The sequence below is a fragment of the Arthrobacter sp. TmtSoilC77 genome (genome assembly GCF_059739415.1).
Window position 1 is genome coordinate 1402023 of the sequence record NZ_AP046050.1, and the last position, 22090, is coordinate 1424112.

The 22090-nt window shown below is 62.8% G+C and carries 20 protein-coding genes and 1 tRNA gene; 18 read left to right on the plus strand and 3 right to left on the minus strand.

What is annotated here, in order from left to right:
• The first annotated feature begins 159 nt into the window (after positions 1–159).
• The 18 genes from AC6I99_RS06570 to AC6I99_RS06655 all read left to right on the plus strand — a co-directional run bounded on the left by AC6I99_RS06570 (position 160) and on the right by AC6I99_RS06655 (position 19081).
• Positions 160–1680 (plus strand): ABC transporter ATP-binding protein, encoded by a 1521-nt coding sequence (locus AC6I99_RS06570; protein ID WP_497945766.1) that lies wholly within the window; start codon positions 160–162, stop codon positions 1678–1680.
• A complete protein-coding gene (locus AC6I99_RS06575; RefSeq protein WP_497945764.1) occupies positions 1670–3031 on the plus strand; it encodes an ABC transporter permease in 1362 nt (453 codons plus the stop codon). Before AC6I99_RS06570 ends, AC6I99_RS06575 begins: the two co-directional genes overlap by 11 nt.
• Positions 3028–4317 (plus strand): ABC transporter permease, encoded by a 1290-nt coding sequence (locus tag AC6I99_RS06580; RefSeq protein WP_497945760.1) that lies wholly within the window; start codon positions 3028–3030, stop codon positions 4315–4317. The genes AC6I99_RS06575 and AC6I99_RS06580 overlap by 4 nt, the downstream gene beginning before the upstream one ends.
• Positions 4318–4319: 2 nt before the next feature.
• Positions 4320–4733, plus strand: a complete 414-nt coding sequence (locus AC6I99_RS06585) for a cytidine deaminase (protein ID WP_224091549.1) — start codon at positions 4320–4322, stop codon at positions 4731–4733.
• Positions 4730–6040, plus strand: coding sequence for a thymidine phosphorylase (locus AC6I99_RS06590; RefSeq protein ID WP_497945757.1), 1311 nt, complete (start codon positions 4730–4732; stop codon positions 6038–6040). Before AC6I99_RS06585 ends, AC6I99_RS06590 begins: the two co-directional genes overlap by 4 nt.
• A gap of 11 nt (positions 6041–6051) precedes the next feature.
• Positions 6052–6720 (plus strand): DedA family protein, encoded by a 669-nt coding sequence (locus tag AC6I99_RS06595; protein WP_309931629.1) that lies wholly within the window; start codon positions 6052–6054, stop codon positions 6718–6720.
• Between the two features lie 193 nt (positions 6721–6913).
• Entirely contained in the window at positions 6914–7621 is a 708-nt protein-coding gene (locus AC6I99_RS06600) for a DedA family protein (RefSeq protein WP_497947181.1), read from the plus strand.
• A 28-nt stretch (positions 7622–7649) separates the two neighbouring features.
• On the plus strand, positions 7650–8792 hold the full coding sequence (locus tag AC6I99_RS06605) for an adenosine deaminase (RefSeq protein WP_224166802.1): 1143 nt from the start codon (positions 7650–7652) through the stop codon (positions 8790–8792).
• Complete coding sequence (locus AC6I99_RS06610; RefSeq protein WP_497945753.1) at positions 8770–9468, plus strand: MazG nucleotide pyrophosphohydrolase domain-containing protein; 699 nt, start codon at positions 8770–8772, stop codon at positions 9466–9468. The genes AC6I99_RS06605 and AC6I99_RS06610 overlap by 23 nt, the downstream gene beginning before the upstream one ends.
• Before the next feature lie 116 nt (positions 9469–9584).
• Complete coding sequence (eno, locus tag AC6I99_RS06615) at positions 9585–10865, plus strand: phosphopyruvate hydratase (protein ID WP_216924896.1); 1281 nt, start codon at positions 9585–9587, stop codon at positions 10863–10865.
• 180 nt (positions 10866–11045) lie between these two features.
• On the plus strand, positions 11046–11834 hold the full coding sequence (locus AC6I99_RS06620) for an FtsB family cell division protein (protein ID WP_497960653.1): 789 nt from the start codon (positions 11046–11048) through the stop codon (positions 11832–11834).
• 35 nt (positions 11835–11869) lie between these two features.
• Positions 11870–12586, plus strand: a complete 717-nt coding sequence (locus tag AC6I99_RS06625) for a DUF501 domain-containing protein (protein ID WP_497961936.1) — start codon at positions 11870–11872, stop codon at positions 12584–12586.
• Complete coding sequence (locus AC6I99_RS06630; RefSeq protein ID WP_497960654.1) at positions 12583–13539, plus strand: Ppx/GppA phosphatase family protein; 957 nt, start codon at positions 12583–12585, stop codon at positions 13537–13539. The genes AC6I99_RS06625 and AC6I99_RS06630 overlap by 4 nt, the downstream gene beginning before the upstream one ends.
• Positions 13536–14909, plus strand: coding sequence for a S8 family serine peptidase (locus tag AC6I99_RS06635; RefSeq protein WP_497960655.1), 1374 nt, complete (start codon positions 13536–13538; stop codon positions 14907–14909). The genes AC6I99_RS06630 and AC6I99_RS06635 overlap by 4 nt, the downstream gene beginning before the upstream one ends.
• 38 nt (positions 14910–14947) lie before the next feature.
• The gene (locus tag AC6I99_RS06640; RefSeq protein ID WP_224166808.1) at positions 14948–16411 is read left to right on the plus strand and encodes an NAD(P)/FAD-dependent oxidoreductase; all 1464 of its coding nucleotides are present in this window, start codon (positions 14948–14950) and stop codon (positions 16409–16411) included.
• A gap of 60 nt (positions 16412–16471) precedes the next feature.
• Complete coding sequence (locus AC6I99_RS06645) at positions 16472–17392, plus strand: N-acetyltransferase (RefSeq protein ID WP_497960657.1); 921 nt, start codon at positions 16472–16474, stop codon at positions 17390–17392.
• Positions 17393–17413: 21 nt separating this feature from the next.
• Positions 17414–17487, plus strand: a tRNA-Leu gene (locus AC6I99_RS06650).
• 238 nt (positions 17488–17725) lie between these two features.
• Positions 17726–19081 carry an ABC transporter substrate-binding protein gene (locus AC6I99_RS06655; protein ID WP_224166810.1) on the plus strand — a complete coding sequence of 452 codons (1356 nt, stop codon included), beginning with the start codon at positions 17726–17728 and terminating at the stop codon, positions 19079–19081.
• A 209-nt stretch (positions 19082–19290) separates the two neighbouring features.
• Here AC6I99_RS06655 and AC6I99_RS06660 read toward each other — a convergent pair whose 3' ends face one another.
• From AC6I99_RS06660 to AC6I99_RS06670, 3 genes are read right to left on the minus strand one after another with little or no spacing between them, the layout of a single operon-like run.
• Positions 19291–20061, minus strand: a complete 771-nt coding sequence (locus tag AC6I99_RS06660) for an ABC transporter ATP-binding protein (RefSeq protein ID WP_224091581.1) — start codon at positions 20059–20061, stop codon at positions 19291–19293.
• Positions 20058–21122 carry an ABC transporter ATP-binding protein gene (locus AC6I99_RS06665; RefSeq protein ID WP_396133576.1) on the minus strand — a complete coding sequence of 355 codons (1065 nt, stop codon included), beginning with the start codon at positions 21120–21122 and terminating at the stop codon, positions 20058–20060. Before AC6I99_RS06665 ends, AC6I99_RS06660 begins: the two co-directional genes overlap by 4 nt.
• Positions 21119–22087, minus strand: coding sequence for a branched-chain amino acid ABC transporter permease (locus AC6I99_RS06670; protein WP_216924904.1), 969 nt, complete (start codon positions 22085–22087; stop codon positions 21119–21121). Before AC6I99_RS06670 ends, AC6I99_RS06665 begins: the two co-directional genes overlap by 4 nt.
• Between the last annotated feature and the right edge of the window lie 3 nt (positions 22088–22090).

Sequence of the window (22090 nt, forward strand, 5' to 3'; positions counted from 1 at the left end):
CCGAGTGCCGGTACTGGCGGCGCGTTTTTGCCCTGACCTGCGCCTATTTTGCGGACGCCAGCGCCTATCTTGCTGGCCCTCGCAAGAATAGGCTTCTGCTCAAAGCCAATGGCTTTGAGCAGTACAGCCGTCCCTCGGACTCAAAGAACGGTGGGAGTTGTGAAACTCGAATTGAAGGGGATCTCGAAAGCCTTCGGGACCTTCTACGCCAACCAAGACATCGACCTCGTGGTCGAATCCGGCCAGATCCATTGCCTCCTCGGCGAAAACGGCGCCGGAAAATCAACCCTCATGAACGTGCTGTACGGACTCTATGAACCGACGGCCGGACAAATCCTCGTTGACGACAAGACGGTCAACTTCCGCGGCCCGGGCGATGCCATGGCTGCCGGTATCGGCATGGTGCACCAGCATTTCATGCTGGTGCCCGTCTTCACTGTCGCCGAAAACGTGGCCCTCGGGGCAGAACCGACGTCCTTCGGCGGCGTCCTCAGCATTGATGAAACCCGGAAGAAAATCCGGGACATTTCAAAGAAGTACGGCTTCGACGTCGATCCGGACGCCTTGGTGGAGGACCTGCCCGTGGGCGTCCAGCAGCGCGTCGAGATCATCAAGGCCCTGGTCCGGGAGGCCAAGGTGCTCATCCTGGATGAACCCACAGCAGTCCTGACACCGCAGGAAACGGATGAGCTACTGGACATCATGCGCCAGCTCAAGGCAGCTGGCACATCGGTTGTGTTCATTTCGCACAAGCTTCGCGAAGTGAAGGCCGTCGCGGACGTCATCACGGTAATCCGCCGCGGCAAGGTAGTAGGGGACGCCCCGCCCACGGCCTCGGCCACGGAACTCGCCTCCATGATGGTTGGCCGCCCCGTTAGCCTGACCTTGGACAAAGCCGCCGCCCAGCCCAAGGAAACCACGTTCGTGGTGAAGGACCTGACAGTACGCGCGCCCAATGGAACCAACGTGGTTGACGGCATCAGCTTCGACATCGCCCAAGGCGAGATCCTCGCCGTCGCGGGTGTCCAGGGCAACGGCCAGACGGAACTTACGGAAGCCATTCTCGGTATCCAGCCGCACGTTACGGGATCCGTGACGCTGGACGGCAAGCAGCTCCTGGGCCTCCCGGTCAAGGACGTGCTGCGCTCCGGCGTCGGGTTCGTCCCGGAAGACCGCACAGTGGACGGCTTGGTGGGTCCCTTTTCTGTCGCCGAGAACCTGGTGCTGGACCTTTACGACCAAGCACCGTTTGCCAGCGGCATCAGCATGAAGCCCTCCAAGGTGGCAGAAAATGCCGAAGCCAAGATCCAGGAGTTTGACATCCGGACGCCGTCGGCGGGAGCCGCGGCCGGAACCCTCTCCGGTGGCAACCAGCAAAAAGTGGTCATGGCGCGCGAGCTATCCCGGCCGTTGCGGCTGTTCATCGCAAGCCAGCCCACGCGTGGCGTGGATGTTGGCTCCATCGAATTCCTGCATAAACGCATAGTCGCCGAGCGGGATGTGGGAACACCGGTGATGATCATTTCCACGGAACTCGATGAAGTGATCGAACTCGCGGACAGGATCGCCGTGCTTTACAAGGGGAAGCTCGTGGGCATTGTCCCTGCCGGAACTCCCCGCGACACGCTCGGCCTGATGATGGCCGGCGTTGGCCCGGAAGGAGGCTCCCATGACGAGTAACGACCAGACCCCCAGTAAGGACCAGACCCCCAGTAAGGACCAGACTCCCGAGGAATCTGCCTCGGAAGTACGCGCGGCGGACGTCGCACTCGATACCGCTGGTGGCACGCTGGAACCGTCCATCGTTCCCGTGTCCTCGCAGAGCGGGGGCACCAGTCACCAGCAAGGCAGCACGATGCGCAAGATCGTCACGGGCAGCGGCTTTGTCTCCGTCCTGGCGGTTATCGTGGCGCTGTTCCTGGGCGGTTTGCTCATTGCCAGCACGGACAAGAAGGTTGCCGAGAGCGCGGGTTACTTCTTCGCGCGGCCAACGGACTTCCTGCTGGCGCTGTGGAATGCCATGACAAAGAGCTACGTCGCGTTGTTCCAGGGCTCGGTCTTCAACCCCCGCCAAGGTTTCATGCCCCTGCTTGAAACCATGACGGTGGCCACGCCGCTGATCTGTGCAGGCCTCGGCGTTGCCCTGGCCTTCCGCGCAGGCTTGTTCAACATCGGCGCCCAAGGCCAGATCATCATCAGCGCCACGTTCGCTGCCTATGTCGGCTTCACGTGGCACTTGCCCTTCGGGCTCCACTTGCTGCTCGTCATCATCGTGGGCGTCCTCGGAGGCGCTGCCTGGGGTGCGATAGTTGGCATCCTCAAAGCCAGGACCGGGGCGCACGAGGTCATCGTGACCATCATGCTGAACTACGTTGCGCTGTTCCTTTTGGACTTCCTCCTGAACACCGCGGCTTTCCGGCGACCGGGGGACAACAGCCCCATCTCACCCCGGCTGGATGACACTGCCACCTACCCCGTGCTCATTCCAGATTCCCGGCTCCACCTGGGCTTCCTGGTAGCGGTGCTGCTGACGTACGGCGTGTGGTGGATGCTGAACCGCTCCACCATTGGCTTTGAGTTCCGCGCAGTCGGCGCCAACCCCGTGGCCGCGCGGACGGCCGGGGTCAAGGTACCCCGTGCCACCATCCTGGTGATGGCCTTTGCCGGCGCGCTCGCAGCCTTCGGCGGAGTTGCCCAGGTGGCCGGTACGGAAAAGGTGCTGACTGGCGGCGTAGCGGGCCAGATCGGCTTCGATGCCATCACGGTTGCCCTGCTTGGCCGAAGCACTCCGTGGGGCACGTTCTTCGCGGGCCTGCTCTTCGGTGCGTTCAGGGCGGGCGCGGTCCAGATGCAGATCCAAACGGGCACGCCGATCGACATCGTGTTGGTGGTTCAATCGCTGATCGTCCTGTTCATCGCAGCACCGCCATTGATCAGGTCGATCTTCAGGCTTGAGCCCAAGAAGAAGACCAAGACGCCTAGGGCTGCCCGGAAAGCTGCCCTTGCCAACGCCGCCGGAGGTGCCAAGTGAGCGCAACATCCACCGCCCCCATGGCGGGAGCAACAGCATTGCCCGGACTTCGCCCATCCTTGAAGGTCCCGGTTTCGCTCGGCGTCCTGGCTCTCATTGCGCTCGTCTTCTTCGGCCTCATGGGTCCGGACCAGACGGCCGAGATGAAGATCAGTGATCCCGGCGACGCCTTTGTCGTCCCGGCGCTGGCGATTCCAGGCCAGGTAGGTGGCATCGTCCTGGCCATCGTGCTCCTGGCCATGGCCGCTTACTCCATCTTCCTGTGGACGCGGGGAGAGCGATCACCCAAGTGGTTGCCCATCGCGTTTGCGGTGGTCTTCGTCTTCGCCTTGCTGGTATGGATTGTTGCCGGTGCGCGCCAGCCCTCAATCTCCCTTGCCGGCCTGGTTGCGGGTTCGGTGACGTTGGCTGTTCCCTTGGTGTTTGGCTCCCTCTCCGGCGTCTTGTGCGAGCGGGTTGGCGTGGTCAACATTGCTATTGAAGGCCAGTTGCTCTTTGGAGCCTTCACCGCCGCCTTGGTGGCAACGGTGACCGGCAGCCCGTACGTCGGCCTGATTGCTGCCGCAGCCGCCGGCGCAATCGTGTCCATGGTCCTCGCCGTCTTCAGCATCAAATACCTCGTCAACCAAATCATTGTGGGCGTTGTCCTGAATGTGCTGGTCTCCGGCCTCACGGGCTTCCTGTTCGGCACCGTCATGGTTCCCAACAAGGAGCAGTTCAACACCCCTGGCCGCCTGGATATCCTGCCGATTCCGTTCCTTTCGGACATTCCCATCATTGGGCCCATCCTGTTCAAGCAGTCCATCGCGGGCTACCTGATGTATGTGGCCGTGGCCGTAGTTTGGTTCGGCCTGTTCAAGACCCGTTGGGGCCTGCGCGTCCGCGCTGTCGGCGAGCACCCGCAGGCTGCGGACACCCTGGGCATCAACGTCAACGCCACCCGTTTCTGGAACGTGACGCTTGGCGGTGCGATCGCCGGCATCGGCGGTGCCGTGTTCACACTGGTGACCATCGACTCGTTCACCAAGGAAATCTCCGGTGGCCGTGGCTTCATCGCCCTGGCAGCCTTGATCTTCGGACGGTGGAATCCGATCGGAGCCTTCCTCGCCTCCCTGCTGTTCGGTTTTGCGTACAACCTGCAATCGATTCTGGGCATCATTGGAACCCCGGTTCCGAGCCAGTTCATGGCCATGCTGCCGTACCTGGTGACCATTTTCGCCGTCGCTGGTTTAGTGGGTAGGTCGCGGCCACCTGCCGCAAGCGGCATACCGTACGTGAAGGGTTGACGATGCCGACTCTTCATGAGAGGCGCGTCGATTGGCATGCGCTGGAAGAAGCTGCAGTACAGGCCATGGAGCGGGCCTATGCCCCGTATTCCAAGTTCCCGGTGGGGGCTGCGGCCCTCACCGAGGACGGCCGGATTGTCAGCGGCTGCAACGTGGAGAACGCCAGCTATGGACTGACGCTCTGCGCTGAGTGCGCGTTGGTGGGCCAGCTCCACATGACCGGTGGAGGCAGAATAGCGGCTTTCTACTGCGTCGATGGCGAAGGGAACGTCCTCATGCCGTGCGGGCGTTGCCGGCAGTTGCTCTACGAATTCCGGGCGCCCGGCATGCAGCTCATGACGACGCAGGGAATCAAGTCCATGGACCAGGTGCTGCCTGACGCCTTTGGTCCCGAAAACCTGGAGGAAAGCACGTGAGAAGCACCGAAGCCTTCGACGCCGTTCAGATCATTTCCATCAAACGCGACAAAGGCACGCTCACACCGGAACAGATCGACTGGACCATCGATGCCTACACACGCGGCGTGATTGCCGAGGAGCAGATGGCGGCGTTGAACATGGCGATCCTGCTCAACGGCATGAACCGTGAGGAAATCTCCCGCTGGACTTCGGCGATGATCGCCTCGGGGGAGCGGATGGACTTTTCCGCGCTGACAACGCCCGACGGCGGCCGGAAACCTACCAGCGATAAGCACTCCACCGGTGGGGTAGGGGACAAGATCACCCTGCCATTGGCTCCGCTGGTGGCAGTTTTCGGCGTCGCCGTTCCGCAGCTGTCCGGCCGCGGGCTCGGCCACACGGGCGGCACCTTGGACAAGCTCGAAGCGATCCCCGGGTGGCGCGCGAACTTGAGCAATGAGGAGATCATGGCCCAGCTCCAGGATGTGGGAGCGGTGATTTGTGCTGCCGGATCGGGTCTGGCACCGGCTGACAAGAAGCTCTACGCCCTGCGCGATGTCACGGGAACCGTCGAGGCAATCCCGCTGATCGCATCTTCGATCATGAGCAAGAAGATCGCGGAAGGCACGGGCTCGCTCGTGCTTGACGTGAAGGTGGGATCCGGTGCGTTCATGAAGGATGAGGCGCGGGCACGTGAGCTGGCGGAGACCATGGTGGCCTTGGGGAAGGACGCGGGTGTTCACACAGTGGCACTGATGACCGATATGTCCACGCCGCTGGGCCTGACAGCAGGCAACGCTATCGAGGTGGAGGAATCCGTGGAGGTGCTTGCGGGTGGCGGTCCGGAAGACGTCGTCGAACTGACTGTCCGCCTGGCCGAGGAGATGCTGGCCGGGGCCGGCATTCACGACGCCGATCCTGCGGCTGCCCTCAAGAATGGGCGCGCCATGGATGTCTGGAACCGGATGATCGAAGCACAGGGTGGCGATCCGCGCGCTGCGTTGCCGGTGGCGAAGGAATCCGAGGTTGTCTACGCCCCGGCCGACGGTGTCCTGGTGGAGCTCGATGCCCTCTCCGTTGGCGTTGCGGCGTGGCGCCTCGGAGCCGGCCGGGCCCGCAAGGAGGACAAAGTCCAGGCCGGAGCCGGTGTACGGCTGCACGCCAAACCGGGCGCGCTGGTCAGGGCCGGCGAACCGTTGATGACCCTGTTGACGGACACTCCTGAAAAGTTTGACAGGGCCAAGGAAGCACTGCAGGACGCCGTGGTGATTGCGCCTGAGGGCTCGAGACCGGCCCATCAGCTGATCATCGACAGGATCGCCTAGGCTTAGATCCTGTGCAGGCCATCAACGATTTCATCCTCGCCGCGGCCGGGCAGCCGTGGGTGTTGTTCCTTGTGTTGGCCTGCTGTCTGATCGACGGTTTCTTCCCACCGATTCCCAGCGAGTCAGTGGTGGTCGGCTTGAGTGCGGTCTCCGGCGGCGGAGGCTCACCCAACGTGTGGCTGCTCGGTGTGGTGGCTGCAATTGGCGCTTTCTCAGGCGACAATATTGCCTACTTGATCGGCCACCGCATCGGGATCCAGCGTTGGCGCTGGATGCGCACCCAGCGCATGCAAGGCGCGTTCCGCTGGGCCGGCAAGGAACTTCGACGGCGTTCGGCCTCACTCATCATGGTGGCGCGCTTCATTCCGATCGGACGGGTGGCGGTCAACCTGACGGCCGGTGCCACGCATTTCAACCACCGCCGCTTTATTGGGCTCACCGCAATGTCGGCCATCCTGTGGGCCAGCTATTCGGTGGTTCTGGGGTACTTCTTCGGGGTCTGGTTCGAGCACAACCATCTATTGGGTGCCGCGATTGCGATTGTGGTGGCGGTGATCCTGGGAATCATCATCGACCGCATCATCAGCAAGGTCCGGGGATCGGTTCCGCTGGACCGCAAGAACATCGCCGAAGGCACGAATGTCGCTGGGGAAGAAGCGCCGCCTCCACCCACGGTATGACACGGACGACGCCGGACGATCAGTCCGGCGGCTGAGGCCGGAACGCGGGGTCCACGAGTAGCGTTAAGTCAGTGATCCCGAGGCTGGGGCGTAGCGAACGACGTCCCGGCCATGGGACACTAAGAGCGACTTCCGTCACAGTGTCAAGTCATATTCGCCTAGGAGCTACCGCCGCGTGGAGTTTTTGAACCAAATGCTCGAGCATGCAGCAGGGCAGCCCTGGATTTATCCGGTCCTTCTGGTCTTCTTCTTCATTGACGGATTTGCCACCATCCTTCCCAGCGAAACAGCCATCGTTGGCCTCTCGGCACTGTCCCTCCACAATGGACAGCCCAACCTGTGGATCCTCGGCGGCACCGCATTGGTGGGTGCCATGGCAGGCGACAACATGGCCTACATGCTGGGCCGCAAAATTGGCTTGAACCGTTGGAAGTGGATGCGGCGCCCCAAGGTCCGGAAGATGTTCGCCTGGGCCCAGTATGAGCTCGACAAACGTGGGGCTGTCCTGATCTTCACGGCCCGGTATATTCCCTGGGGACGTGTGGCTGTGAACTACGTTGCCGGACAGACGGGATTCCGTCACAGGACATTCTTCTTCCTGGATGCCTTTGCCTGCGTCACCTGGGTTTGCTACTCCATCGGCATCGGACTCCTCGCAGGGCAATGGGTGCACAACAACCCGCTGCTTGGCGTGGGCATTGCAGTGGCGTTCGCGGTGATCCTGGGCATTGTCGTGGACCACGTCCTTCGCTGGTGGCACAAGTACCTGGAAAAGAAGGACCTGGAGAAGAAGGATCAGGCTGCCGCCGCTGCGGCAACTGCGATGGCGCCCACGACGAACCCGCAGGAGATGACCCCAAAGGCGGCCGCCGGCGTCGACCTCTCCAAGCCTGCTGGCTAAGCACCTGCGGTCCCCCTACAGTTAGTACGTGACTGAGCCCATTGTTGACGCTGCCCCTGCCCTCGACTTCGATTTGAAGAGCCTTCCCAAGGTTTCCCTCCATGACCACTTGGACGGGGGACTGCGGCCTGCAACCATCATTGAACTGGCGCACGCCGTCGGCCACACGCTGCCTTCCACTGATCCTGTTGCCTTGGGCCAATGGTTCCGGGAATCCGCGGACTCCGGTTCGCTGGTGCGGTACCTGGAAACGTTCGACCACACGATTGCCGTGATGCAGACCAAGGAGGGCTTGTTCCGGGTCGCCAAGGAATTCGTGGAAGACCTCGCCGAGGACGGCGTCGTCTACGGTGAAGTCCGGTGGGCCCCCGAACAGCACCTGCAGAAGGGCCTGACCCTGGATGAAGTGGTGGAAGCGGTCCAGGATGGCCTCGAAGCCGGCGTGGATGCGGCTGAAGAACGCGGCCAGCAGATCCAGGTCGGGCAACTCATCACTGCGATGCGCCACGCTGACCGCGGCCAGGAAATCGCGGAGCTGGCTGTTCGACACCGCGCCAACGGCGTTGTCGGTTTCGACATCGCGGGGGCCGAGGACGGCTTCCTGCCCTCACGGTTCAAGGACGCCTTCACCTACCTTGCCGAGAACAACTTCCCGGCCACGGTCCACGCCGGTGAGGCCGCAGGCCTGGACAGCATCCAGTCGGCGCTCGTGGACGGACGGGCTTTGCGGCTTGGGCACGGGGTGCGTATTGCCGAGGACATCGCGGTGGAGTTTGAGGACAACTCCGACGACGACGGCGAGGACACCATCGGCATGGTGACACTCGGCGGCGTGGCCGCCTGGGTGCGCGACCGCGGAATCGCCCTGGAAATCTGCCCGTCATCGAACCTCCAGACCGGTGCTATCTCCAGCTTCGGCGAAGGCATCGAGAGCCACCCGTTGGACATGCTTTTCCAGCTCGGTTTCAACGTCACCATCAACACGGACAACAGGCTCATGAGCGGTGTCACGTTGACGGACGAGTTCGAGCTCCTGGTGGAGACCTTCGACTACGACCTCGATGATTTGCTCGAACTGACGCTCAACGCCGCAGAGGCCGCCTTCCTACCATTGGACGAGCGTGAAGCTTTGGTCGAGTACATCAACGATGCCTACGCCAACCTCGGCTAAGGAGTCCGGCAACGGCATTTCGGAGCTGATCCGGACCATAGCCTCATTGCGCGAGCATTGCCCTTGGATGGGTGCGCTGACGCATGAGTCCCTGGTGGAGTACCTGATCGAGGAAGCTTACGAGGTTGTGGACTCGATTGAGGCCGGGGATTCGCCCGCCAGGGACGAGGAGCTTCGCGGCGAGCTGGGCGACGTACTGCTTCAAGTGGTGCTGCATGCCCGGCTTGCCGAGGAGCGCGGCAGCTTCGACTTTGATGCTGTGGCCCGCGGCATCAACGCGAAGATGGTCCGCCGCAATCCACACGTCTTCAAGCCGGACGGTTCGCTGCAGGCCACGTTCCCGGCGACGGTCGAGGAAATCATCCTGAAGTGGGATGCCGTGAAGCGTTCCGAGAAGCCCGGCGGTGCCGATCCGTTCGAGGGAATTCCACCGCACTTGCCTGCCTTGGCAGGGGCGCAAAAATCCCTGGACCGTGCTGCCCGTGCGGGTCTGTCGGTCGACGCCCAAAGCCGGGCAACCGCCGTCGGGCTTCCTGCGGTTCCAGACTCGGAAGAGGCGCTCGGTGAGCTGTTGCTCGCCGTCGTTGCCGGCGCCCGGGAGCAAGGGCTCGACGCCGAGCGTGCCCTCCGCGCAGCAGTTCGATCGTTTCAGAACGGGAAGGCCCGGCCTTCATGACGTGAGGAGTTTGAACCCGTTCCGTAACCTAAGCCACTCTCGACTACGCTAGTAGCGACGAGGACGTTGAGAATTTCCCTCCACATTCCTGTAATTTGCCCATAAGGAGCACATCCATGGCGCTTATCGATGCCATCCACGCCCGCGAAATCCTTGATTCCCGCGGAAACCCGACCGTAGAAGTTGAGGTCCTGCTTTCCGACGGCCAGATCGGCCGCGCAGCAGTTCCCTCCGGCGCCTCCACCGGCGAACACGAAGCTGTTGAACTCCGCGACGGCGACAAGGGCCGTTACCTCGGCAAGGGTGTCCAGAAGGCCGTTGACGCGGTCATCGACGAGATCTCGCCGGCACTCATTGGTTTCGACGCAACGGACCAGCGCAGCATCGACCAGGCCATGATCGACCTCGACGGCACCCCGAACAAGAGCAAGCTCGGCGCCAACGCCATCTTGGGTGTTTCCCTGGCCGTTGCCAACGCAGCCGCTGCTTCCTCGGACCTGCCGCTGTACAAGTACCTCGGTGGCCCGAACGCACACGTCCTGCCGGTTCCGCTGATGAACATCCTCAACGGTGGCTCGCACGCCGACTCCGATGTTGACATCCAGGAATTCATGATCGCCCCGATCGGTGCCGAGACCTTCTCCGAAGGCCTCCGCTGGGGCGTTGAGGTGTACCACAACCTCAAGGCTGTCCTTCAGGAAAAGGGCCTCTCCACGGGCCTCGGCGACGAAGGTGGCTTTGCCCCCAACCTGCCGTCCAACCGCGCTGCACTGGACCTGATCCAGGAAGCCATCAAGAACGCCGGCTACACCCCGGGCACGGACATCGCCCTTGCCCTGGACGTAGCATCCTCCGAGTTCTACAAGGACGGTGCATACCAGTTCGAAGGCAAGGCACTGACCGCCTCGGAAATGAGCGCCTACTACGCCGAGCTCGTTGCAGACTACCCGCTGGTCTCCATTGAAGACCCGCTGGACGAGAACGACTGGGAAGGCTGGAAGACCCTCACCGACACCATCGGTGACAAGGTCCAGCTTGTTGGCGATGACCTCTTCGTCACCAACCCGGTCCGCCTGCAGCAGGGAATCAGCGCCGCCACGGCCAACTCCCTGCTGGTCAAGGTCAACCAGATCGGTTCCCTGACCGAGACCCTGGACGCCGTTTCCCTGGCCCAGCGTTCCGGTTACACCACCATCACCTCGCACCGCTCCGGCGAAACCGAGGACACCACCATTGCTGACATCGCCGTTGCCACCAACGCGGGCCAGATCAAGACCGGTGCCCCGGCCCGCTCCGAGCGCGTCGCAAAGTACAACCAGCTCCTGCGCATCGAAGAAGAACTCGACGACGCCGCACGCTACGCCGGCCGCAGCGCGTTCCCGCGTTTCAAGGGCTAGCATTCCGCGAAAACAGCTGACCGGTGGCTATGGTGGAAAGACCATAGCCACCGGTTCTGTTTAACGCTTGCCTGCGGAGCCGCGGGCACAGCAGGACCTACGCAAGTTCCCCACACGTACGTTACGCGCAGGGCAAGCGCAGCAACCAGCCAGGCAAGCACCGGGCATTACAGGAGTGTCATGGCCACCCGTCGTCCAAAGGTTCCCAGGGCCGACGCCCTCGGAAGGCCAAACAGCGCAGGAAGGCCGAACAGCGCAGGAAGGCCAAACAGCGCAGGCACGGCCAACGGCCCGGCACGGCCCGCTACGGCAGGCAAGCCAAACAGTGCAGGCCATGCCGACGGGGACGTCATCGAGGCAGAGTTCGGCGCCTCCCGCGCCCCTGCGGAATCCTCGACGCCGGCAACGGCCGCCAGAAAAACCCGGGCTCCCAAAACCCCGGGCAGCGGCAGAAGCCCCGCCACCAAAACCACGGGCAGCGGCAAGAGCCCAGCCACCAGGACGAGCCCCGCCGCGTCCACGAAAGCTTCAAGCAAGGCCTCCGGCAACAGTGCCCGTGATGCCCAGGACCTCGATCCCGTACCGGCCAAGGCGTTCTCGGGCAGGATGCTCGCGCTGGCCGTCGTCATGATTGCCATCACCATCATGCTGGCGCCCACGGTCCGGATTTTCCTGGAGAAACGGGCCGAAATCTCCGCGTTGGAGGCCGAGATCGCCAGCAAGCAGGCAGAGCAGGCGGAGCTGAACAAGCAGCTTTCCCGGTGGCAGGATCCCAACTACGTGAAACAGCAGGCCCGCGACCGCATTAACATGGTTATGCCGGGTGAAACGGGTTACTGGGTATTTGGCGGGGAAGAAGCCGCCGGTACCCCTGGGGGCCGCACCGGCTCCGGCTCATCCGCAAACCCGGCAAACCTGCCCTGGGTGGATGCGCTCTGGGAGTCAATCAGACGATCGGCAACAGACTAGACGCGGTGCCCGCCGCCGTCGTGTCCTTCCGGGACATGGCCAAAAGGGCAGGAAGGTTGGCAGCGCAAGTGGAAGAGAACACGGCAGCCATGCCGCAGGAATCCCGCCAGCCATCAGCACACGACCTCGATGTCCTCAGCCGCCAGCTGGGCAGGCCGGTGCGGGACGTGGTGGAGATTCCCGCACGCTGCGTATGTGGGAATCCGCTCGTGGCGGCCACGGCGCCCCGGCTCAGCAACGGGACCCCATTCCCCACCACGTTCTACCTGACCCACCCGGTCATCACGTCCGCTGTGTCGCGCCTGGAAGCGGGCGGGCTGATGAACGAGATGAATGATCGGCTGACCGCGGACCAGGAACTTGCGGATGCGTACCATGGCGCCCACGAGGCCTACCTGCAGGCGCGCAATGAGATCGCTGGACGTTCCGGGACCGGTGCCGTGCCTGAAATCGACGGGATCTCCGCTGGCGGCATGCCCACCCGCGTCAAGTGCTTGCACGTCCTGGTTGGCCACTCGCTGGCTGCCGGTCCCGGGGTCAACCCGCTGGGCGATGAGGCCCTGGAAGCAATTTCGGAGTGGTGGACCAAGGATCGTTGCTACTGCGATGGCGCCTGGGACACTGCGGGCGAGGCGCCCTCGAGGGATCTGAGCCGTCATGGTCCTCAAGGTTTGCCTGACATCGTGGGTCGCCCGGCACCGGTCCGTAAACCCAAGGCCGGGTCCGTCAGCGAAGTGGTGGAGGACGCATGAGCCGCGTTGCTGCCATTGACTGCGGAACCAACTCCATCCGTCTCCTCATTGCCGATGCCTCGGCGAACGGGGCACCCGGGCCGCTGACCGACGTCGTGCGTGAAATGCGTGTGGTGCGGCTTGGCCAGGGCGTAGATGCCACCGGAGAACTTGCTCCCGAGGCCTTGGAACGCACCTTCTCCGCCACAGCGGACTATGCAGCGCTTATCCGCGAACACGGTGCCACGCGCGTGCGCTTTGCCGCCACCTCGGCCACCCGCGACGCCAGGAACCGCCAGGTTTTCGTTGACGGGATCCGTGAGCTTCTGGGTGTGGAGCCTGAAGTTATCTCGGGTGATGAGGAAGCTGCGCTGTCCTTCGCAGGGGCAAGCAGTGTTTTGCCGGTAACGGGGGATGACGCCGTGCTGGTGGTTGACCTTGGCGGTGGCAGCACCGAATTCGTCCTCGGCGATGCCCATGGCGTGATTGCTGCGCGTTCGGTGGACATTGGCTGTGTACGGTTGACCGAACGGCACCTTCGCAGCGACCCGCCTACGGCGGCGCAAATTGCCGCGGCAGAGGCCGACGTCGACGCCGCACTCGACCTCGCCGCTCAGACAGTCCCGTTGGACCGTGCCACAGCCGTGGTTGGCGTCGCGGGTTCCATCACCACCATCACTGCGCACGCCCTGGGCCTCAGCGAATACCAGCCGGACCGGATCCACGGCGCCTACCTGAACATTGAAACCATCAGCGACGCGTGCACCAGCCTGCTGGAGATGACCCGCGACGAGCGGGCGGTCCTTCCCTACATGCACCCAGGCCGCGTGGACGTTATTGGAGCTGGAGCCCTGGTGTGGCGGCGCATCCTGGAAAGGCTTGCTGCGGCGGGCAACGGTGCCATCGGCGGTGCAATTTCGAGCGAGCACGACATCCTGGATGGGATTGCCCTGAGTATCCGGGACTCCGCATGACCCTGCGATGCAACCGCCTGCTTTCTGCTGCCCTGGCCACGATGCTGGCCGGGGGAGCGTTGGCGGGTGCGCTGTTGACTGCACCGGCAGCGATGGCGGACGCCTGGCGGGACAAGGAGTACTGGCTCAAGGAATCGGGAATCACGAATGCCTGGCAGGTCTCCAAGGGTGCAGGAGTCAAGGTCGCCATCATCGATAGCGGCGTTGACGGGAACCACCCTGACCTCAAGGGCGTCGTCGTGGGCGGAACGGACGTTTCCGGAGCCGGGGCGCCCAACGGACAGAAAAGCATAGGCGCCAAGACAGAGCACGGAACCCTTGTGGCCACCATGCTTGCCGGGCGCGGCCACACCACGCCCACAGCTTCCCCGTCGCCCTCAGCCTCACCGACGGTTCCTCCTGCCGGGGGACCGGACGGGATCATCGGCGTCGCGCCTGAAGCGGAGATCCTGGCAGTGTCCACCTGGCTGGGGTCACCTAATCCGGGAGGCAAGACGGACCAGGAACAGATTCCGGACGCCGTGCGCTGGGCCGTGGACAATGGCGCGAAGGTCATCAATATTTCCCTGGGCAGCACCTCACCGGTTTGGCCTCAAAGTTGGGATGCCGCCTTCCTGTATGCCGAGCAAAAGGATGTGGTGATCGTCGCCGCCGCGGGCAACCGGGTGGGTGGCAACGTGCAGGTTGGCGCTCCTGCCACCATTCCCGGCGTGCTCACCGTGGCAGGGCTCGACGGCGATGGCCGGGCCAGCGTCGACTCCTCCTCCCAGGGGATCAGCATTGGCGTTGCAGCACCGGCAGAAAATCTGTTGGGAGGCCTTCCCGGGGGCGGATACGCGCAATGGGCTGGAACGTCCGGGTCCGCGCCCATCGTTTCCGGCGTGGCTGCGCTCATCCGGTCCAAGTGGCCTGACATGAGCTCGAAGCAGGTCATCAACAGGATTGTCAGCACGGCCAAGGATGCCGGTGCCCCGGGCAAGGATCCCCTTTACGGCTACGGCGTGCTCAACGCAGAGGCAGCGCTGAAGGATCAGGTAGAGACAACAAGCACCAATCCGCTCGGATCGATCGCGGACTGGATCCGCGTCCATCGGCGAGGTGACTTCAGTACGCCCTCCGAGGCCCCTGTGGCCAGTCCTACAAGCGCTGCACCCACCTTGGCAGATCCGACGGTTCCTGTCGCCGCCACTCCTGCACAAGTGGATGATGCCCTTCCGGCCGCTGTCGTACTCGGATTCGGCGGCATTTTCGCAGTGATCATCGTGGGCGCATCCATTCAGTTGCGCAGGGTCGCCAAGAACCCTTCCACTGCCGGGGAAGAGGCAGAAACTGGAACGCTGGAAGCGGTGGATCCACCCACCCGGAAGTAGCTAGTGAAGATTTTCACAAAGTGCTGTACTCTGGTTTCATGGCAACCACCCCAGAGCTCATTGACCGTCCCCGGGTTCTCGTCGTCGGCGGCGGCTACGTCGGCCTGTACGTAGCCCTTAAACTGCAGAAGAAGATCGCGAATGCAGGTGGCATCGTCACCGTCGTAGATCCACTGCCCTACATGACGTACCAGCCGTTCCTCCCCGAGGTCGCTGGTGGCAACATCGAGGCACGCCACGCCGTCGTCTCCCACCGTCAGCACCTCAAGCAGACCGAACTCATCCAGGGCCGCGTCACCAGCATCGACCACGCAAACCGCACCGCGGTTGTGGCTCCTGCCAATGGTGAAGCTCCGTTCGAGGTTCCGTACTTCGACGTCGTCATCGCAGCCGGTGCCATCACCCGCACGTTCCCCATCAAGGGCCTCGCCGACAAGGGCATCGGCCTGAAGACCATTGAGGAAGCCGTAGCGCTTCGCAACAAGGTGCTGGAGCGCATCGAAGCCGCTTCCACCATGACGGACCCCGCAGAGCGCGCCAAGGCCCTCACCTTCGTGGTTGTCGGTGGCGGTTTTGCAGGCATCGAGTGCCTCACCGAAATGGAAGACCTCGCCCGCGCAGCGGTCAAGAACAACCCGCGTGTCCGCCAGGAGGAAGTGCGCTTCATCCTCGTCGAAGCCATGGGCCGCATCATGCCCGAGGTCACCGCATCCCAGGCCGAGTGGGTCGTAGAGCACCTGCGTAGCCGCGATATCGAGGTCCTCCTCAACACCTCCCTGGACAGCGCAGAGGGCAACCTCAAGCTGATCAACCTCCCGGACAAGACGTCTGCCGGTGAAGTCGAAGCTGACACCCTCGTGTGGGCTGCCGGTGTGCAGGCCAACCCGATGATCCGCTCAACGGACTTCCCGCTGGAACCGCGCGGCCGCGTCCGCGTCCTCCCGGACCTCCGTATTGCCGGCGACGAAGGCATTGTCGAGAACGCCTGGGCAGCTGGCGACATCGCCGCTGTTCCGGACCTCACGGGCAAGGGCCTGCCGGACGGTACCTGTGTGCCGAATGCCCAGCACGCGCTCCGCCAGGCAAAGAAGCTCGCCAAGAACCTCTGGGCTTCCCGCTGGGACAAGCCGCTGCACGATTACAAGCACAAGAACCTTGGTGCTGTTGCCGGCTTCGGCGAGTGGAAGGGCGTGGCCAACATCAACCTGCTCGGCCGCATTGGCCTCAAGGGCGGCCTCGCATGGCTGGCACACCGTGGCTACCACGGAATGGCGATGCCCACGGTTGAGCGCAAGTTCCGCGTGATCTTCGGCTGGATCCTGGCCTTCTTCGCTGGCCGCGACACCACGCAGCTGATTGACCTGGACAACCCACGTGGCGCATTCGTTGCAGCTGCAACCCCGGCCCCCAAGCCGGCTGCTGCGCCTGCACCTGCTCCCGCGCCTGCTGTTGCGGAAAAGCCTGCCGAGGACAAGACTCCGGTATCGGCTGACGCCAAGTAGTACACGTCCGACGACGGCTGCTCCCTCAGGGGAGTGGCCGTCGTCGTTTAAGCTGTTGCCATGCCTGGCGAAACCGATCTGAAGACCCTCCTGGAGTCCCTGCATCCTGTCATCAGGGATGGTGACTATGTGTACGCTCTCTGGCCGCACGGCAAACCGCTGGAAGGCGACATCGAGGCCGCCGTCCGGGAGGCCGAAGGCTTGACCGTGGTGGTGCGGCGGGACGAAGCGGACAGGCTTGGTCTTTCCTACGATTTCGTGGCCGCCTGGATCACGCTCCAGATTCATTCCGCCTTGGAAGCCGTGGGTTTGACGGCAGCCGTGAGTGCGGCGCTGACGCACGCAGGCATCAGCTGCAACGTCCTGGCGGGCTTTCATCATGACCACCTGCTGGTGCCCGTAGCGGAAGCGGACCGAGCGCTGGCCGTGTTGCGTTTGCTGGCCCGGGGAGTGGTCCTGCGGACGGAGCGGCCAGAAGACCGTCCTGAAATCCTGGAACTGACCGCCCGGGCCTTTTCGGTGTCTCCAGTGACCGGCGAACCGGTCCTGGGGACGCCCTTGGAGGTTGGATTGCTGCGCGAGCTCTTCGAGTGCGACGAGTACATTCCAGAGTTGAGCATCGTAGCTGAGATCGGCGGGGACATTGTTGGCCACGCCATCAGTACCCGTGGCTGGATCGGGGACCTGGAACTTGTGGGGTTGGGTCCCATCGGAGTGCTTCCCCAGTTTCAGCGACGCGGCGTCGGCTCGGCCCTCATGCGTGAGACCGCCGCGCGTGCCACGGCGGCAGGGGAGCCTGCCATAGCTTTGTTGGGCAGCCCCCTGTACTACCCGCGCTTCGGCTACGTTCCGGCCGCCTCCCTGGGTGTGGAACCGCCCGAGGCTGCCTGGGGCGATCACTTCCAGCTGCTGCCGCTTCCGGCATGGCCCGACGGCGTTCGGGGGACCTTTCGCTACGCGGCGCCATTCGAACGTGTGTAGCTGGGATACCATGGTGCGGGCGCCCCAGTAGCCCAATTGGCAGAGGCAGCGGACTTAAAATCCGCGTGTTGTGGGTTCGAGTCCCACCTGGGGCACAAATGGAAGGGGAGGAGGTTACCTCTCCTTCCATTTTCTTGCCCCAGTTTATTGGCCGCATTCTTCATATACTTTTCCCAGCAGGCTCGTAGATTCCCCACAGGCAACGAGTGTTATAGGGATGTGACCTGAATCACTTATCTTCCCGGATCAATTGCACTAGTTTGAGTCTTAATCAGGAACACCTGAGTTATCGCATCAAAGGCAGTTCGCACCTTTCGATCGAGGAGACAACGAATGTTTGATCTTTCCCAAGCGGCGCCCCGAGCCGCCAAGCTTACAGCGCTTGGCATTGGGGTTGCCCTCCTGGCCACAGCTTGTGGTGGGTCCTCCACGCCAAGCCAGACCGGGTCCAGTTCCGCCGCCGCTGCAGGCATCTCCTGCCCGGCTCCGAGTGCAGGGGCGGGAGCCGGCAACAGCCAGGCTGCTACCAACACGGGACCCGTACCTCCCTCGACCACCACTACCGCCACTCCTCTCAAGCTTGGATCGCTGCTGCCGACGACGGGGTCGCTCGCGTTCCTCGGCCCACCGGAAATTGCTGGCGTCAACCTCGGTATCAAGGAAGTCAATGATGCCGGCGGCGTCCTGGGCGCTCCTGTTGCCGTTGTGCACCGTGACTCCGGTGACACCAAGACCGACATCGCAACCCAGTCCACCACCGCCCTCCTGGGCCAGGGCGTGAGCGCAATCATCGGTGCAGCTTCGTCCGGTGTTTCCAAGACTGTTATCAACCAGATCACGGGCGCCGGGGTCATCCAGTTCTCGCCGGCCAACACGTCCCCTGACTTCACTACATGGGACGACAAGGGCCTGTACTGGCGTACCGCTCCCTCCGACGTCCTGCAGGGCAAGGTCCTCGGCAACTACATGGCTACCTGTGGTGCCCAGACCGTGGGCATGATCGTCCTCAACGACGCTTACGGCACGGGCCTGCAGAAGAACGTCAAGGAAGCCTTTGAGGCCGCCGGCGGCAAGGTTGTAGCCGAGGAACTCTTCAACGAGGGTGACTCGCAGTTCAGCAGCCAGGTGGACAAGGTCATCGCCGCCAAGCCCGACGCAATCGCACTGATCACCTTCGACCAGGCAAAGAGCATCGTCCCCCTGATCACCGGCAAGGGAATCAAGCCCACGCAGCTGTTCATGGTTGACGGCAACACCTCGGACTACAGCAAGGACTTCCAGGCCGGCACCTTGAAGGGCGCACAGGGAACCATCCCCGGTACGTTCGCCAAGGACGCCTTCAAGCAGAAGCTCCTCGCCATCGATCCTGCACTGAAGGATTACAGCTACGCAGGCGAGTCCTACGACGCCGTGAACCTGATCTCGTTGGCCTCTGAAGCTGCCAAGAGCACCAAGGGCACGGACATTGCAGCCAAGCTCAAGGACGTTTCCCAAGGTGGCGAGAAGTGCACCGACTTCGCCTCCTGCGTAACCCTGCTTCGCCAGGGCAAGGACATCGACTACGACGGCCAGTCGGGTCCGGTAACGTTCTCCGACGCCGGTGACCCCACCGAGGCGTACATCGGTATCTACGAATACCAGGACAACAACACCTACAAGCCGGTCCGCGAAGAGTTCGGCAAGCTCTAAGCCAAATCCTGACTAGACCGCAACCGGAACAGGTCCCCTTCCTCTCGGAAGGGGACCTGTTCTGCTTCATGGGGTGTGTTGTGGGGCTGGTATGCGTGGGCGTAGAGCAGGCCTGGCAACGGGCATACGAAGGAGGGCCTCGCAACGGCCGCACATGAAGGAGGGCCCTGGGTATACCCAAGGCCCTCCGTGCGTGCGTGATGCGGCTCCTAGACCTCGTCGGCCAGGGTTCCCAGGTACAACTGGATGACCTTGGGGTCCTTCATGAGTTCGCGACCCGTGCCCGTGTAGGCGTCCTTCCCTTGGTCCAGGACATAGCCGCGGTCGCAGATCTGCAGGCAGCGCCGCGCGTTCTGTTCCACCATGATGACTGAGACGCCAGCGCGGTTGATCTCATGGACCCGCAGGAACGTCTCGTCCTGCTTGACGGGGGAGAGGCCCGCCGATGGCTCGTCGAGCAGGAGTACCGCGGGATCCATCATGAGTGCCCGCCCCATGGCTACCATCTGACGCTCACCGCCTGAGAGGGAACCGGCCCGCTGGGCACGTCGCTTGGCCAGTTCGGGGAAGAGGCTGGCAACGAAGTCGAACCGCTCGGCGAAGTCCTTGGGCCGCTGGAACATGCCCATCTGGAGGTTCTCTTCGATGGTGAGCGTGGCGAAGACGTTGTTGGTCTGGGGTACAAAACCGACGCCCTGCGTGACAAGCTTGTTGGCCTTCAGACCGGTGAGATCCTGCCCTCTGACCACCACAGTGCCGGAGTGGACCTTGACCAGGCCGAACATGGCTTTCAGCAGGGTGGACTTACCGGCGCCGTTGGGGCCGATAATTCCAATCAGTTCACCCTTGCGGGCCTCGATGGAGCAACCGTTGAGGATGTTGACGCCAGGAATGTAGCCAGCCACGAGGTTGGTGACTTTGACGACGGAATCGCTGGCGGGTGCATCTGCTGAGGCGGGCATTGCGCTGGTGCTGCTCATTTCCCGTCCTCCTTCTTGGTTTCTACGATGTCGGAGAGGATACCTGCGTCTTCCGTTCCCACCACCGACTCTTCGTCGGCCTCGAGTTCTGCTTCGAGCACCTTGATGCCTTCTGCGTCGCCGAGGTCGACGTCGTGGTGTGCGCCAAGGTAGGCGTCGATCACGGCAGGGTTCTTCATGACCTCGCCGGGAGGCCCTTCGGCCACGATCTTTCCTTCTGCCATGACCACTACCCAGTCTGCGATGTGGCGCACCATGTTCATGTCGTGCTCCACGAACAGGACCGTCATGCCTTCAGCCTTGAGGTTCTTGATGTGGTCCAGGAGGGACTGCGTCAGTGCCGGGTTCACGCCGGCCATCGGCTCGTCGAGCATGACGAGCTTGGGCCTGACCATGAGGGACCGTGCCATTTCCAGGAGCTTACGCTGGCCGCCGGAGAGTGAAGCGGCGTAGTCATCCTTCTTGGTGTCCAGCTTGAACTTCTCCAAGAGCACGTGTGCCTGTGCTGTGATCTCCTTCTCGCGGCCACCCCAGATGCCCTTGAACAGGGCTTTGGAAAGACGCTCGCCTGGCTGGTCCGCGGCACCGAGCCGCATGTTTTCCATGACTGTCAGCTTGCCCATGACTTTGGTCAGCTGGAATGTCCGCACCATGCCCATGCGTGCCACTTTGTAGGACGAGACGCCGGCAATGCTGTTTCCTTCGAACTGCCACTTGCCCGTGTTTGGCGTGTCGAAGCCGGTGAGCAGGTTGAACAGTGTGGTCTTGCCGGCACCGTTCGGCCCGATCAATGCAGTGATCTTGTGGCGCGGGATCTCCAGGTATTCCACGTCCACGGCGTTGATGCCGCCGAAGGAACGGGTGACGTTTTCGGCCACGACGATCGGATCGCGCTTTTTGCAGCCGGGGGTGTTTTCCCCGACCGCAATGGGGCGGGAATCGGTCATGTAGTCGATGCCTGCCTCGTCGCTTGGCGTAGCGCGGTGGGCAGAACTACCACTGCTGGAAGGCGTAGCTGGGTTCATTGGGTTGTTGCTGTTGTGTTCGTTGGTCTCACTCATGCGAAAGCAAGCTCCTTCTTATTGCCGAAGACGCCTTGCGGGCGGAAGATCATCAGGAGCATCAGGGCCACACCAACAAGGATGTAGCGCAGCTGGCCGGCCTGAACGGTGGTCAGCCAGGTGATGACTCCGGATTCGATGAGCCCATAAAGCAGGCTCTGCGTCAGCGAGAGCACTACCCAGAAGATCATGGCTCCGATCACCGGGCCCAGGACGGTTGCCATGCCGCCGAGCAGGAGACAGGTCCAAAGGAAGAACGTGAGCTCCGTGCCGTAGTTGGACGGTTGGACGGCGCCGCGGGGGAGGGTGAAGATCATGCCTGCAAGGGCACCCAGGATGCCGCCGATGATAAGGGCCTGCATCTTGTAGGAGTAGACGTTCTTACCAAGTGACCGAACGGCGTTCTCGTCCTCGCGGATGCCCTTCAGGACGCGGCCCCATGGGCTGCGCATCAGCAGCCAGACAAGCAGGCAGCAAATAATGACCAGGCCCCAACCGACAACGCGGATGAAGAAGTCACGGTTGTTCATGCCCATGTAGGACCCCTCGGGGAAGGGATTCATGGAGTAGAAGCCACCCTCGAACGCGGCCAGTCCGTTTGCCGAACCCGTGACGCTGGTGAGCTGGTTGGTAGTGACAACGTAACGCACAATTTCTGCTGCCGCGATCGTGACGATAGCGAGGTAGTCCGCCCGCAGGCGCAGGGTCGGAATGCCCAGGATAAAGGCGAAGATCACCGAACACAGGACCGCGATAAGCAGCCCGATGAAGAACGGCGTCTTGAAGGTCAACGTGGAGATGGCGAAGCCGTAGGCTCCCACTGCCATGAATCCGGCCTGGCCGAAGTTCAAAAGGCCTGAGTAGCCGAAGTGGACGGCGAGGCCCAGAGCAGCAAGTGCGTAGGCCGCCGTCGTCGGGCTGAACAATTCGCCAAGGGCGCTGGAAAGAATAAATCCGAAGTCCATGGC